Source organism: Pseudarthrobacter cellobiosi, assembly GCF_023913755.1.
Taxonomy (GTDB): domain Bacteria; phylum Actinomycetota; class Actinomycetes; order Actinomycetales; family Micrococcaceae; genus Arthrobacter; species Arthrobacter cellobiosi.
The window spans coordinates 57,162-71,475 of the sequence record NZ_JAMXBJ010000039.1; the positions used below are offsets into that span (position 1 = coordinate 57,162).

Annotated in this window: 12 protein-coding genes and 2 pseudogenes; 6 read left to right on the forward strand and 8 right to left on the reverse strand. The window is 63.8% G+C overall.

Annotated features, from left to right (window positions below; all coding sequences use genetic code 11):
• Position 1 precedes the first annotated feature (1 nt).
• The 8 genes and pseudogenes from rbsD to NG696_RS07265 all read right to left on the reverse strand — a co-directional run.
• The gene (rbsD, locus tag NG696_RS07230) at positions 2 to 385 is read right to left on the reverse strand and encodes a D-ribose pyranase (RefSeq protein WP_252563982.1); all 384 of its coding nucleotides are present in this window, start codon (positions 383 to 385) and stop codon (positions 2 to 4) included.
• Complete coding sequence (locus tag NG696_RS07235) at positions 382 to 1,308, reverse strand: ribokinase (protein ID WP_252574929.1); 927 nt, start codon at positions 1,306 to 1,308, stop codon at positions 382 to 384. The genes rbsD and NG696_RS07235 overlap by 4 nt, the downstream gene beginning before the upstream one ends.
• Positions 1,305 to 2,249, reverse strand: a complete 945-nt coding sequence (locus tag NG696_RS07240) for a substrate-binding domain-containing protein (RefSeq protein ID WP_252563976.1) — start codon at positions 2,247 to 2,249, stop codon at positions 1,305 to 1,307. Before NG696_RS07240 ends, NG696_RS07235 begins: the two co-directional genes overlap by 4 nt.
• Positions 2,250 to 2,310: 61 nt before the next feature.
• The gene (locus NG696_RS07245; protein ID WP_252563974.1) at positions 2,311 to 3,282 is read right to left on the reverse strand and encodes an ABC transporter permease; all 972 of its coding nucleotides are present in this window, start codon (positions 3,280 to 3,282) and stop codon (positions 2,311 to 2,313) included.
• 62 nt (positions 3,283 to 3,344) lie between these two features.
• A complete protein-coding gene (locus NG696_RS07250; RefSeq protein ID WP_252574931.1) occupies positions 3,345 to 4,898 on the reverse strand; it encodes a sugar ABC transporter ATP-binding protein in 1,554 nt (517 codons plus the stop codon).
• Between the two features lies 1 nt (position 4,899).
• On the reverse strand, positions 4,900 to 5,931 hold the full coding sequence (locus tag NG696_RS07255) for a LacI family DNA-binding transcriptional regulator (RefSeq protein ID WP_252574933.1): 1,032 nt from the start codon (positions 5,929 to 5,931) through the stop codon (positions 4,900 to 4,902).
• A 213-nt stretch (positions 5,932 to 6,144) separates the two neighbouring features.
• Complete coding sequence (locus NG696_RS07260; protein WP_252574957.1) at positions 6,145 to 6,627, reverse strand: SRPBCC family protein; 483 nt, start codon at positions 6,625 to 6,627, stop codon at positions 6,145 to 6,147.
• A 6-nt stretch (positions 6,628 to 6,633) separates the two neighbouring features.
• Positions 6,634 to 6,984, reverse strand: a pseudogene (locus NG696_RS07265) (ArsR/SmtB family transcription factor); the annotation flags it as partial.
• A gap of 173 nt (positions 6,985 to 7,157) precedes the next feature.
• Here NG696_RS07265 and NG696_RS07270 point away from each other — a divergent pair.
• The 6 genes and pseudogenes from NG696_RS07270 to NG696_RS07295 all read left to right on the forward strand — a co-directional run bounded on the left by NG696_RS07270 (position 7,158) and on the right by NG696_RS07295 (position 14,301).
• A complete protein-coding gene (locus NG696_RS07270) occupies positions 7,158 to 7,562 on the forward strand; it encodes a tautomerase family protein (protein WP_252574958.1) in 405 nt (134 codons plus the stop codon).
• 187 nt (positions 7,563 to 7,749) lie between these two features.
• Positions 7,750 to 8,784, forward strand: coding sequence for a 5-dehydro-2-deoxygluconokinase (gene iolC, locus NG696_RS07275; protein WP_058932781.1), 1,035 nt, complete (start codon positions 7,750 to 7,752; stop codon positions 8,782 to 8,784).
• Complete coding sequence (locus tag NG696_RS07280; protein WP_252563961.1) at positions 8,781 to 9,704, forward strand: Cgl0159 family (beta/alpha)8-fold protein; 924 nt, start codon at positions 8,781 to 8,783, stop codon at positions 9,702 to 9,704. The genes iolC and NG696_RS07280 overlap by 4 nt, the downstream gene beginning before the upstream one ends.
• Before the next feature lie 34 nt (positions 9,705 to 9,738).
• The gene (gene iolD / locus NG696_RS07285; protein WP_252563958.1) at positions 9,739 to 11,667 is read left to right on the forward strand and encodes a 3D-(3,5/4)-trihydroxycyclohexane-1,2-dione acylhydrolase (decyclizing); all 1,929 of its coding nucleotides are present in this window, start codon (positions 9,739 to 9,741) and stop codon (positions 11,665 to 11,667) included.
• Between the two features lie 29 nt (positions 11,668 to 11,696).
• Positions 11,697 to 13,205, forward strand: a pseudogene (locus tag NG696_RS07290) (CoA-acylating methylmalonate-semialdehyde dehydrogenase); the annotation flags it as partial.
• 178 nt (positions 13,206 to 13,383) lie between these two features.
• Positions 13,384 to 14,301 (forward strand): sugar phosphate isomerase/epimerase family protein, encoded by a 918-nt coding sequence (locus NG696_RS07295; RefSeq protein WP_252574935.1) that lies wholly within the window; start codon positions 13,384 to 13,386, stop codon positions 14,299 to 14,301.
• The last annotated feature ends 13 nt before the right edge of the window (positions 14,302 to 14,314 follow it).

Sequence of the window (14,314 nt, forward strand, 5' to 3'; positions counted from 1 at the left end):
TCTAGAAGGGAACGCCGCATTCGAGCAGAACGTTGGCGTACGGGGTTGCCTCGCCCGTGCGGATGAACAGTTTGGCAGAGCCGGACAGCTCCTTGAGCTCCTTGTGGCTGACGTAGCTCACCTGCTCAAAGCGGCTGCTGACCCACCCTTCCGCCTCGGTGCCGCGGACCTCCTGGGCCATGATGCTGCCTTCAAAGACGAGATCGTCCAGGAGAGCAGTCAGTACCTGTTCGAAACGGGGCACACCATGGATGAGTGCCAGATCCACCACCGGAACACCGGCGGGCGCCGGCATGCCGCAGTCCGCCAACAGCACCAGATCTCCGTGCCCCAGGCGGCTCACGGCCGCGTTGAGCTCGGCATGCAGAATTCCGCCGCGTTTCACTGCGCCGGCTGCGGAAGGAGATCGGACAGCTTCGGGTACGAAGGCTGGGTTCCGTGGCCCTGCACCGCGAAGGCGCCGACTTTGGCCGCAAAGGTCGAAGCGTCCAGCAGCGACTCTCCGGCAGCTAGGCGGACGCTGAGGGCGCCGACAAAAGCATCGCCTGCGCCGGAGCTGTCCACAGCGCTGACCCGCGGGGCAGGCACGACGAACGTGCCGGCGTCGTCCGAACAAATGGCGCCACTGGCGCCTCGGGTCAGCACAACTGAAGCTATGCCCTGCGCCCGGAGCGCACTGACCAATGCTTCGTCATCGGCGGGATCTACCGCCTCCGGATCCAGCTGTGAAAGCACCAGCTCGCCCTCGTGTTCATTGACCACCAGGGGATTTGCCGAGCGGATGACGGCAACGTCAATGGACACAACCGGAGCCAGATTCAAGAGCACCCGGCCGGACGCCAACGCGGCCGCTGCAGCGATTCCGTCGGCGGGAATTTCACCCTGCAAAATCACGACGGCGGCTTCCGCTATCTGCGCCGCTGCAGCCTGAACGGCTTGAGCGTCCATCGAGGCGTTGGCGCCGGGGATAACCACGATGGTGTTTTCGCCGCCGTCCGCTACACAGATGAGCGCCAGCCCGGTTGGGCCGTCCACCGTCCTGACACCACCTAGATCCACGCCCGCCTTGCCCAGCAGACTTGTGGCCAGGGCGGCGCTCGCATCGCCTCCCACCGCCCCAACGAGGCTAACAGTGGCCCCCAACTGAGCGGCGGCCACGGCCTGATTTGCGCCTTTGCCGCCGGGCAGCAGCATGATAGAGCTGCCCAGCAGGGTCTCGCCCGGGAGCGGATGGCGCCCTACCCGGACCACCTGATCAATGTTGATGGAACCGACTACGGTGACTTTCCCGGCCTGCTGTTCTGTCACTTGCTGAATTCGCCAACGTTGGCTTTGTTCACGGTGACAACGCTTACCGGTACGGCCGCTTCAACCTTTTCACCTTTGAGGATCTTGGCGATCTGCTCGACTGCCAGCTGCCCCAATTTCGCCGGCTGCTGGGCAATGGTGGCCACGAGGGTGCCCTTCTTGATGGCTGCAAGCCCATCCCTGGTGCCGTCAAAGCCTACGACCTTGACATCGGCACCTGCTTTGGCGCCCAGTGCCTGGACAGCGCCCAAAGCCATTTCGTCATTCTCGGCGAAGACACCGGTGACGCCGGGGTTGGCCTGCAACAGGTTGGTGGTGACATCCAGGGCCGCAGTCCGGTCAAAGTTGGCGGTCTGCTGAGCCACGATCTTGATGTCCGGGAATGCCTTCATGCCCTCAGCGAAACCGGCGCCGCGGTCGCGGCTGGCGGAGGTTCCGGCAACACCCTGGAGGACGATGATGCTGCCCTTGTTGCCCAGTGCGGTGGCGAGTTCAATGGCAGCCTGCTTGCCGCCGGCGACGTTGTCGCTGGCCACGAGCGAGCTCAGGGTCACGCCGTTAACCGTGCGGTCCACGGCCACGACGGGAATGTTTGCTTTGGTCAGGGCCGATACGGATGCCGAAGCGGCGTCTGAATCGACCGGGTTGACGATCACGGCTTTCGCACCGGCCGTCTGGGCGTTGGCCAGCTGATTGGCCTGGGTGGCTGAATCGTTCTGGGCATCAACAACATCCAGCTGGATGTTGGCCGTCTTGGCTGCGGCCAAGGCGCCATCGCGGACCTCAACAAAGAACGGGTTGTTCAAGGTGGAAAGGGCCAGAACTGCTTTGGGATTGCTGCCGGTGGCAGAATCGCCGCCTCGGTTGCAGGCTGTGGTTCCTGTGAGGAGCAATGCGGCAGTGGCTGCAATGGCCACGGTGCGGGGGAGTGAGAGCTTCATTGTTCTTTCCTTTTTCCTGGGAGGTTGTTTGTTGTGAGCAGATGAAAGTCGCGGGAGGTTGCTAACTGGAGCGGGTTTTGCGGCGAAGAACGTCGATGCCGACGGCCAGGGCAATGACCAGGCCGATCACTACTTGCTGCCAGAACGATGTGACGTTCAGCAGGTTCAGGCCATTGCGGATGACCACGAGCACGAGTGCTCCGACGATGGTTCCGGAGATTCTCCCGAGACCACCTGCAAGCGATGCTCCACCAATGACGACGGCGGCAATGGCGTCAAGTTCATAGCCCGCAGCGGCCTGCGGCTGGGCTGAGTCCAAGCGGCCGGCGAGCAGCAGGCCGGCCAAGGCAGCGAACAGCCCGGCCAAGGCGAACACGGTCACGGTGATTTGTTTGACTGGCAGGCCGGAAAGCCGGGCAGCCTCGGCATTGCCGCCAACGGCATACATGGAGCGGCCAATGACCGTTCGGTTCAGGATGAAGGAGGCGACTCCGGCAGCGATGACCATCACAATGATGGGTGTGGGGACAGGGCCAATGCTTCCGCCGAGAAAGGAAACTTCCGGAGCGGTTTTGATCGGCTTTCCGTCCGAGATGACGAGCGTCAGGCCGCGGGCGATGCTGAGCATGGCCAAAGTGGCGATGAACGATGGCAGTTTTCCGTAGGAACTGGCTAGGCCATTGACCATGCCAACCACCAAGCCGGTCAGCAGGCCGATCAGGAGTGCGAGCCCACCAGGGAGTCCCGAGGAAACGAACATGTATCCGGAGACCATGGCGCTGAGGGCTGCCACGGAGCCCACTGAAAGGTCAATCCCGCCGGCCACAATGACGAAGGTCATGCCGAACGCGAGGATGGCAATGGTGGAAACCTGAATGCCAATATTCAGGAGGTTAGGGCCGGTGAGGAAATCCGGGGTGATGATGAACAGTGCGAGGGCCAAGACCAACAGGCCCACCAGAGCGCCATTGTTTGCCAGGAACTTCTTGATCTCGAAGCCCGGCTTAGGCTGGGCCTGGGTGGCTGTTGACATTTTGGGTTTCCTTATCTGGTTTGGCGCGTCTTGTGAGTGCAGTGGGGTTGTTGAGGCCTGGTTCATGGCTTTACATCCGTTTGGGGGTCCATATCCCGCGCGGCGAGTGTCATGACGGCGTCCTGCGTGGCATCGGCGGCTGAGAGTTCGCCGGCAATTTCGCCGTCGCGCATCACAAGAATGCGGTCACTCATTCCGAGTACTTCGGGAAGCTCGCTCGACACCATCACGACGGCGCCGCCGGCAGCCGTGATCTGGTTCATCAGTTCGTAAATTTCCACTTTGGCCCCCACATCGACGCCGCGGGTGGGCTCATCCAGCAGCAGAACCGTGGAGCCGGCCATGATCCAGCGGCCGAAGACAGCTTTCTGTTGGTTGCCGCCGGAGAGGGACCTGATGGGTTGGTCGATGTTGTGCATCCGGATCCGCAGGGTCTTGGCAATCTCCTCGGCCTTGCGTCGCTGTCCGGCAAAGTCCGCCAGGCCCAGCTTCGAGCTGGATTTCAACGTTGCGTAGCCAAGGTTTTCGTTCACGGAGGCGTCCAGTACCAGCCCCTGGACCTTACGGTCTTCGGGAACGTGACCGACGCCGGCAGCAATAGCCGCGCCGACGTCGCCTTTGGGGAGCCTCGTGCCGCGTATGCTCACGGTACCGGCGTCGTGGCGGTCGACGCCGGCGATAGCGCGGATGACCTCCGTTCGCCCTGCTCCGACCAGGCCTGCGATTCCGACGATTTCGCCGGCCTTGACGCTGAAGGAGATATCGCTGAACCGACCCTTCGAGCCCAGTCCTTCGACGCTGAGGACGTTCTGGGCTGCGGCGTCCTCCTCAGCGCGTCGAGGAAACTGCTCGTCGATGCTGCGGCCAACCATCAGCCGGACCAGTTCGGCTTCGGGGGTTGAGCCAGGCACCTCGGCGATGAACTCGCCGTCGCGCAGGACACAGACGGAATCGCCGATCTCGGCAATCTCCTCAAGATGATGGCTGATGAACAGCATGCCCACCTGGTGCGTCCGGAGCTCCTCGACGACCCGGAACAGGTTCTCTGTTTCATGCTTGGTAAGGGCCGCCGTCGGCTCATCCAAAATCAGCACCTGGGCGTCAATACTCAACGCCTTGGCAATTTCCACCAGCTGCTGCTGGGCGATTCCCAATTCACCGACCAAAGTGTCGACGTCAACGTTGAGACCAATCCGGTCCAGGGCAGCCTTGGCTTGGCGGCGCAATTCACGCCGGTCCACCATGCCGTACTTCTTCGGTGTGCGCCCCAGCATGATGTTCTCAGCAATACTCATGCTGGGCACCAGATTCAGTTCCTGGTGGATGGTGGCAATGCCATGAGCTTCTGCCGCACGGGTATTGGGGAGCGTGACAGCCTTGCCGCCAATAAGAATCTGACCGTTATCCGGCTGGTAAACGCCGGCCATGATTTTGATCAGAGTGGATTTTCCTGCGCCGTTTTCACCGAGGAGCACCTGTACTTTGCCTGGATAGACATTGACGGTGACGCCTTTGATGACAGCGACTGGGCCGAAGGACTTGCTGATGTTTTTAAGTGTGACCAGCGGCTGGCCCGGGTTCTGCGCGGCGTTGCGGTTGGCGGATTGACCAGTCATATCAGTTATTCCTCTGGGGGTTCAGCGGAGACGGAAAGCGGTGGGAGGAGGACTCGCGGATGATGAGCTCACTTGGCAGCGAGACGGAAGCAGGTTGGCCGCCGCCGATGACGTTCACCAATAGCTCGACGGCAATCCGGCCCATGTCTTCAACGCTGTGCGAAATGACGCTCAACGGCGGATTGAGCAGAGCAAACCAATCGATATTGTCGAACGCAACGAGGGCAATATCATGGCCGATCCGCAGGCCTATCTCATGCAATTTGGAGACGCAACCGGCAGCCATGGGGCTGTCGGCTGCGAGGATGGCCGTGGGCGGGTAGGTGAGCTGAAGCAGCTGTTCAGTGGCGGCGGCGCCGCTGGCAATCTGGAAGTCTCCGAATACTGTCAGCGCCGGGTCCTCATCCAGTCCAGCCGCACGCAGCGCATCAGCGTATGCGCCATAGCGCTCCCGGCCCGTGGAAATCGATTGCGGTCCGGCGATGTAGCCGATCCGCCGGTGCCCCTGGTCCGCAAGGTGCGCCACAGCCTGCTTTATTCCCTCGCGGCTGTCCGTCGTGACGCTGGGGACATCAACACCCTCCACGCTTCGGTCAATAAAAACCATGGGGATCCCGCGGTTGAGAAGTGAACGGATGGAACTGCTGCCGTCACCTTGAGGTGCCACAATCACACCGTCCACACGCTGATCAATGAGCGTATCGAGGAAGCGGTTCTGCTGGTCTTCGAGTTCGTTGGCGTTGCCGAGCAGGATGACGTACCCCGCTTCAAGAGCTGCCTGCTCAACTGCGTGCGCCAGATCGGCGAAAAAGGGGTTGCGCACGTCCGAGACGAGGAGACCAACAACATTGGTTCTGGTGGATCGGAGGCTGCGGGCCTGGGCGTTGGGGCGGAAGTCCAACTGCTCGATGGCCGCGGTAACCTTTGCTCTGGAATCGCTGGACGTCGAGGGGTGTCCGGACAGCACCCGTGATGCCGTAGCAGGGGAGACTCCGGCCAGGGCAGCGACATCCTTGATGGTGACTGTGGACATCGCAGACACTCCTTCGTGTGGGCCTACCCGGCACTGATTCCTGCCAGGTCGTCCATGGAATCGTTTCCATGGAATGGATTCCATGAGTGTAGATCACGGTCTCAGATAGTGTCAAGCATCACTGAGGCCCATGGGTTTTCCCGGCAACAACGACGGCCGGTTACCTTCTCCGGGAAGGTAGCCGGCCGCCGTCGTACTCGTTTAAGGTCTTTTCTAGACCTTGGCGCCGCTGAGCAGTTCGTCGAGCCGCTCGTAGCCCTCGGTCATGCCGCCTTCCATGCCGGACTGCGCCATGCCGTCGTGGGCCTCCTGCGTGGGGTAGACGGAGTGGCCCCGGACGCGGGATCGGCCTTCGCCGAGATCCTCGAAGGTGAGGAACTCGATGCTGACCACGTCGGGGTAGCCGTCGAATTCGAAGGTCTGGATGGCGAATTCGTTCTCGCGGACGGTGTGATAGACGCCGCTGAATTCGTAGGCGACGCCGTCTGGCCCCGTGTGTACGTAGCTGTAGCTGCCGCCGGTCCGGAAATCGAAGTGGTTGAGTTCCATCTTCATGCCACGCGGGCCGAGCCACTGGACGATGAGGTCCGGGTCCTTGTGAGCGCGGAAGACGTCCGCCACCGGGAAGTCGAACTCCCGCTCGAAGTCGATGAAGGGGAGTCCTTCAGGAATGGTGAGATTCAGCGGATTGCTCATGATGATTTCCTTTAGGTGGTTGCCGCCGGTTGCGGCATTGGATCTGAGCACGGCATCCAGGCTGCGGAACTGCTCTTCGCGGACCAGCCGGTACTGGTCGATCCACGCTGTGAGAGCCTCCGGCCGTGCGGGATCCAGGTGGACGGGCCGGCGCTGGGCTTCCCAGCTGCGGGTGACGAGCCCCGCCTGCTCAAGGACCTGGATGTGCTTCGAGACCGTCTGTTTGGTGATCGCGAAGGGTTCCGCCAATTCGTTAACTGTGGCCTGCCCGCGGCTGAGCCGGGCGATGATCCGCCGCCGCACGGGGTCGGCCAGGGCCATAAAGGCCGAGTCCAGGGTGCCCTCGTCGGGGTTCATCGTGCTGCAGGCCTTTCTTGATCGGTTAATAAACGAATTTATTGATCAACTATCTGGTTGTTTAACCACACTCCCGGCCCTGCCTGCGGGGAAGGGGTGTTTTGGGGATTGTCCTTGCAGGCTATCTCGAAAGTTTGTTAGTATGTCAGGACAAACTTCAGGGAGATGAAAAAATGCCGCTGGTACGAATCGATGTTAATCAAGGGCGCACTGCTGAACAGTTGCAGCGCCTGAGCACGGGAATCCACGATGCCATCCTCGCGGAGTATGCCATCCCGGAGCGCGATTACTTCCACGTGCTCACGGAGCATCCGCAGGGCCAGATTGTCGCCCAGGATGCGGGACTCGGCTTCGAGCGCACCCCCGATGTGGTGATGATCCAGATCTTTACCCAAAGCGGCCGGAGCCAGGCGGCCAAGCAATCGCTGTTTGCGGCGATCGCCGACCGACTGGCGGAACTTGATGTTGCCGGTGAGGACGTGTTTATCGGATATGTGGAGAATGCCGCCGGTGACTGGTCGTTCGGCTTCGGGCGGGCGCAGTACGTCACGGGTGAACTGGCGGTCCCCCGGAAGTGATCCCGAGGGCGTGAATTCAGCGCGTTGTGCAGGTTGTAAATATGTCAGTACAAACCTTTGACAGGACAATGATTCTAGGGCAAGGTAGTGGTTGTGGCCCCGCTCACGGGGGCCCGGCCAGGAACCCGAGCTCTAGCTCTTGCAGTACAGGGGTATGGAGCTCAAACCAGAAAGGTCCGCGATTACCGTGACCCACGAACTGCTCACGATCGGGCGCATCAGCGTTGATATCTACCCGAACGACATCGGGGTGGATCTGGAGGACGTGACGTCCTTCGGAAAGTACCTCGGAGGTTCCCCGTCCAATGTGGCCGTGGCCGCGGCGCGGCATGGCCGCAACGCAGGCGTCATCACGCGCACCGGCGACGACGCCTTCGGAAAATACCTCCACCGTGAACTGCGCAAGTTCAACGTGGACGATACATTCGTTACGCCGGTGAAGGAATGGCCCACCGCGGTGACGTTCTGCGCCATTATGCCGCCGGATGATTTTCCGCTCTACTTTTATGGGCGTTTCCCCACGGCGCCTGACCTGCAGATCAAGGCCGCGGAGCTGGACCTGGTAGCCATCCGCGAGGCCGGGATCTTCTGGTCGACGGTGACTGGTTTGTGCCAGGAGCCCAGCCGCGAGGCCCACCTGGCCGCCCATGCTGCCCGTCCCCGGACCGGTCTCAAGGAAGGCCAGTACACCATCCTGGACCTGGACTACCGGCCCATGTTCTGGGCTTCCGAAGAGGAAGCCCGGGCCGAGGTTGCAAAGATCCTGCCGCACGTCACGGTGGCTATCGGCAACGACAAGGAATGCGCCGTTGCCGTGGGCGAAGGAACCCCTGACGAACAGGCCGACCGGCTGCTGGCCGCCGGCGTCGAGATCGCCGTCGTCAAGCTTGGGCCGGAAGGTGTGATGGCAAAGACCCGCACCGAACGCGTTGTCTCCGCGCCGGTCCCGGTGGAAACCCTCAACGGCCTTGGTGCCGGCGACTCGTTTGGTGGAGCCTTCTGCCACGGACTGCTGTCCGGCTGGCCGCTTGCCCAGGTCCTCGATTACGCCAACGCCGCGGGCGCCATTGTGGCCTCCCGTCTTTCCTGCGCCGACGCCATGCCGACGCCGGAGGAAGTCACCTCGCTGCTGGCCGAACGCGGCCGCCTGGTACCCGCCCTGGCCGGTGCCGCCGCCTCACGCCCGTCCCACACCACAGTTTCCGAAGGAGCAGCGTCTTGAGCGCCAACGATGATCCCCGCCGCTACCAGCACCTGAGCGCCCTCCGGCTCGAAGACCCCGACGCCGTTGCCCGCGCGGCAGCCACCCGCCGGCGCCATCCGGGGCTGAAGTACGGTGTGCAGAACTTCATCGTTGCCGCCGACCACCCCGCCCGCGGAGCCCTCTCCGTGGGGAACGATCCGGTGGCCATGGCGGACCGCCGCGATTTGTTGGACCGCCTGCAGATCGCCCTGGCGAATCCCGCCGTCGACGGTGTCCTCGCGTCCCCGGACATCATGGACGACCTGCTCCTGCTGGGGGCGCTCGAAGGCAAGCTGGTCTTCGGCTCGATGAACCGCGGTGGCCTGGCCGGGCTCGTCAACGAAATCGATGACCGCTTCACCGGCCACACGGCCGCAGCCTTGGAAGCCCTGGGCGCCGACGGCGGCAAGATGCTGACCCGCATCTGCCTCGGCGACCCGGACACCGCCTCCGCCCTGGAAGCCACGGCTCGGGCCGTCGACTCCCTCGCCGCACGCAAGCTGATCGCCATGGTGGAACCGTTCCTCTCGATCTGGCAGAACGGCAAGGTCCGCAACGACCTCAGCCCGGACGGGGTCATCAAGTCCATCGCGATCGCCCAGGGCCTGGGCTCCACGAGCGCCTACACCTGGATGAAGCTGCCCGTAGTGGCCGAGATGGAACGCGTCATGGCGGCCACCACGTTGCCCACCGTGCTCCTCGGCGGGGACCCGGAAGGCACCCAGGACGAGGTCTTCGCCAGCTGGCAGGCCGCCCTGGCCCTGCCCGGCGTCCAGGGCCTCACCGTGGGGCGGACGTTGCTGTACCCGGCCGACGGCGATGTGGCAGGCGCCGTCGCCACCGCCGCCTCGCTGCTCAAGTCGCCGGTGCTGCAGTCATCAGCGAAAGTATCGGAGTAACGTCTCAATGAGTACAGGAACAGCAACACGCAGAATGACAGTCGCCCAGGCCGTCGTCGAGTACCTTTCCCGGCAGTACACGGTCGATTCCATCGGGGGCGCTGAGTACCGGGAACGGCTGATTCCGGGGACGTTCGGCATCTTCGGCCACGGCAACGTTGCCGGCGTCGGCCAGGCGTTGAAGCAGTACCAGCAGCTCGATCCGAGCATCATGCCGTATTACCAGGGCCGCAACGAGCAGGCCCAGGTGCACCAGGCCGTCGGCTACGCACGCCACACCCGGCGCCGCCAGACGTTCGCGATCAGCACCTCCATCGGTCCGGGTTCCTCGAACCTCCTCACCGGCGCCGCGCTGGCCACCACCAACCGCCTGCCGGTGCTGCTGCTGCCGAGTGACACTTTCGCCACCCGCGCCGCGGACCCGGTCCTGCAGCAGCTGGAGCAGCCCTACGCCTACGACATCACGGTCAACGACGCCTTCCGCCCGCTGTCCAAGTTCTTCGACCGGGTCGCCCGCCCGGAACAGCTGTTCTCGGCCTTCCACCACGGCCTGCGCGTCCTGACGGATCCGGCCGAGACCGGTGCCGTGACCATCTCGCTGCCGCAGGACGTCCAGGCCGAGGCCTTCGACGTGCCTGAGGAGTTCCTGGCCGAACGCGAGTGGCGCATCCGCCGCCCCGAGGCCGAAGACGAGGACATCCGCCGCGCCGCTGAGGCCATCCGTGCCGCGAAGCGCCCGCTGATCATCGCCGGCGGCGGCGTCCTCTACGCCTACGCCAACGAGGAGCTGGCGACGTTCGCCGAGCTGACGGGCATCCCGGTGGGCAACACCCAGGCCGGCGTCGGCGTCCTGCCGTGGGACCACAAGTTCTCGCTCGGGGCCATCGGTTCCACCGGCACGACGGCGGCCAACGCCATCGCTGCCGAGGCGGACCTGATCATCGGCATCGGTACGCGCTATGAGGACTTCACCACTGCCTCGCGGACCGCGTTCCAGAACCCCGACGTAAAGTTCATCAACATCAACGTCGCCGCCATCGACGCGTACAAGCATGGCACTTCGCTGCCGATCGTGGCGGACGCCCGCAAGGCACTGGTCAAGCTGAACCAGGCCTTGGGCGGCTACCGTATCGGAGCGGACCTCGAAGCGACGATCGCCGCGGAGAAGAAGCGCTGGGACGCCACGGTGGACGAAGCCTTCGATACCCGCTTCACCCCGCTGCCGGCCCAGAACGAGATCATCGGCGCCACGTCCCGGGCCATGGACGCGGCGGACGTCGTCATCTGCGCCGCAGGCTCCCTGCCCGGTGACCTGCACAAGATGTGGCGCGTCCGGGACCCCTTCGGATACCACGTGGAATACGCGTACTCCTGCATGGGCTACGAAATCCCCGGCGGGCTAGGCGTCAAGCGTGCAGCGCTGGCAGAGGCCGCGCGCGGCGGGGCGCAGCGCGACGTTGTGGTCATGGTGGGGGACGGTTCCTACCTGATGATGCACACCGAACTGGTGACCGCCGTCGCCGAACGGATCAAGCTGATTGTGGTCCTGATCCAGAACCACGGCTACGCCTCCATTGGATCCCTGTCCGAGATGCTGGGTTCGCAGCGGTTCGGCACCCAGTACCGGGCGCTGAACGAGGAGCAGCACAGCTTCGACGAAGGCGAGACCCTGCCGGTGGACCTGGCCCTGAACGCCGAAAGCCTCGGCGTGAAGGTGATCCGGATCGAACCGGGGGAGAAGGTCATTGCCGAACTCGAGCAGGCCATCCGGGACGCCAAGGCCGCGCCTGAACGCAGCGGGCCCATCCTGATCCACGTCGAATCCGATCCGCTGCTGGACGCGCCCAGCTCCGAGTCCTGGTGGGACGTTCCGGTCTCCCAGGTCTCGGACCTCGACTCCACGCAGCAGGCCTTCAAGACCTATACCGACCACAAGAACCGCCAGCGCAAACTGCTCGGTTAGACCCCACAGACCAAAGGAAGTCCAACACCATGTCAACGACGACCGTCACCACCACCATCAACCACTTCATCAACGGGGCAGAGACCGCCGGCGTTGGCACCCGCACCCAGCCGGTCTACAACCCGGCCACGGGCGCCGTCTCCGGCGAGCTGCGGCTGGCCAACCGGGCGGACCTCGATGCCACTGTTGCCGCTGCCCGTGCCGCCGCCGACTCCTGGGGTGACATCTCCCTGGCCAAGCGCACCGCAGTGCTCTTCAAGTTCCGCGAGCTCGTCGCGTCCCATGTTGGCGAGCTCGCCGAGCTGATCACCGCCGAGCACGGCAAGGTCCTCTCCGACGCCAAGGGCGAGATCGGCCGCGGCCTGGAGGTCATCGAGTTCGCCTGCGGCATTCCGCAACTGCTCAAGGGCGACTACTCCGACCAGGTCTCCACCGGCATCGACGTCTTCTCGTTCCGCGAGCCCCTGGGCGTCGTCGCCGGCATCACCCCGTTCAACTTCCCGGTCATGGTGCCGCTGTGGATGGCGCCGATGGCCATCGCCACCGGCAATGCCTTCATCCTCAAGCCCTCCGAGCGGGACCCCTCCGCGTCGATGCTACTGGCCAAGCTGTGGAAGCAGGCAGGCCTGCCCGACGGCGTCTTCCAGGTCCTGCACGGCGACAAGGAAACCGTCGAGGGTCTCCTGACCCACCCTGACGTGGATGGCATCTCCTTCGTGGGTTCCACCCCGATCGCCCAGTACGTCCACGAGACCGCCACCAAGCACGGCAAGCGCGTCCAGGCCCTGGGCGGCGCGAAGAACCACGCCATCATCATGCCCGACGCCGACCTGGACAACGCGGCAGACCACCTCGCCGCCGCAGCGTTCGGCTCCGCCGGGGAGCGCTGCATGGCCATCTCCGTGGCCGTCGCCGTCGGTGACGCCGCAGACCTGATCGTGAAAAAGGTCGAGGAGCGCGCGCTCGCCGTCAAGGTCAACAACGGCACCGCTCCCGACGCCGAAATGGGCCCGGTCATCACCCCGGCCTCCAAGGAACGCATCGTCCGGATCGTCACCGAAGCCGAAGCTGCGGGAGCGGCGATGGTGGTGGACGGCCGCGACCTGGTGGTCCCCGGCCACAAGGAAGGCTTCTGGGTCGGCCCCACCGTCCTGGACCACGTCAAGACCGAAATGACCGCCTACACGGAGGAAATCTTCGGACCGGTCCTCGTCGTGGTCCGGGTGGAGGACCTGGACGCAGGCATCGCCCTGATCAACGCCAACCCCTACGGCAACGGCACCGCCATCTTCACCTCCTCCGGCGCCAACGCCCGCAAATTCCAGCGCTCCGTCACCGTCGGCATGATCGGCATCAACGTGCCCCTGCCCGTACCGGTCGCCTACCACTCCTTCGGCGGCTGGAAAGCCTCACTCTTCGGCGACAAGCACATCTACGGCCCCGAAGGCGTCTCCTTCTACACCCGCGGCAAAGTCATCACGTCACGCTGGCCTGAAGCCAGCCACGCCTCCGGCGCCTCCTACAACTTTCCCTCCCACGCCGACGACAGCCACCAAGTCCGGCACGATGGAATCGCGGAGGGACTCCCTGACGAGCTGGCCGTAGGAGAGGACGCCGTCCCTGGACGGGCCGACGATGCTTCCGAAGGGCGCGGACGGCGGGACTGACCCACGCCCGACCCTACCGGCCCGACAACACAGAAAAGACAACGCTGTCATGACAGACAAAGAGAACAAACTCATCATCGGCACCGCGCCGGACTCCTGGGGCGTCTGGTTCGCCGACGACCCCAAGCAGACCCCGTGGGAACGGTTCCTCGACGAAGTGGCCGAATCCGGCTACAAGTGGATCGAACTGGGCCCCTACGGCTACCTGCCGAACGATCCCACGCGGCTGGCCGAGGAGCTCAAGGCCCGCGATCTGAAGGTCACCGCAGGGACGGTCTTCACGGCATTCCACCGCGGCGCCAAGCAATATGACGAAGCCTGGGAGCCGGCCCGCAAGGTGGCCGAACTGACGGCAGCCATGGGCGGCGAGCACATTGTGGTCATTCCCGCCATGTGGCGCGACGATGTCACCGGTGAGGCAGTGGAGAACGGCGAGCTCTCACAGGAACAGTGGGCTGACCTCTTCGCCGGCCACAACCGCATGGGCAAAGTCCTGCTGGAGGACTTCGGCCTGAAGCAGCAGTTCCACTCACACGCCGATTCGCACGTTGGCGCGCAGCAGGACATCGAGACCCTGCTGGCCTCAACGGACCCCGAATACCTGAATCTGTGCCTGGACAGCGGCCACGCCGAGTACTGCGGAGCGTCCAGCCTTGAGCTGATCAAGAACTACCCGGACCGCATCGGCTACCTGCACCTGAAGCAGATCAACCCGGACATCCTCAAGAAGGTCAATGCGGAAAACATGACGTGGGCCGCTGCCAACCTGGCCGGCGTCATGACCGAACCGCCCAACGGTCTTCCGGACCTGCGTGCGGTCATCGAGGCGGTCGAAGGACTCAACCGTCCGATCTTCGGCATCGTGGAACAGGACATGTACCCAGTGGCCTTCGACGTCCCGATGCCCATTGCCAAGCGCACCCGCAACTACCTGCTCTCGTGCGGCTCCCGCACCAGGGTCAGCTAGTACCCCCTGATAC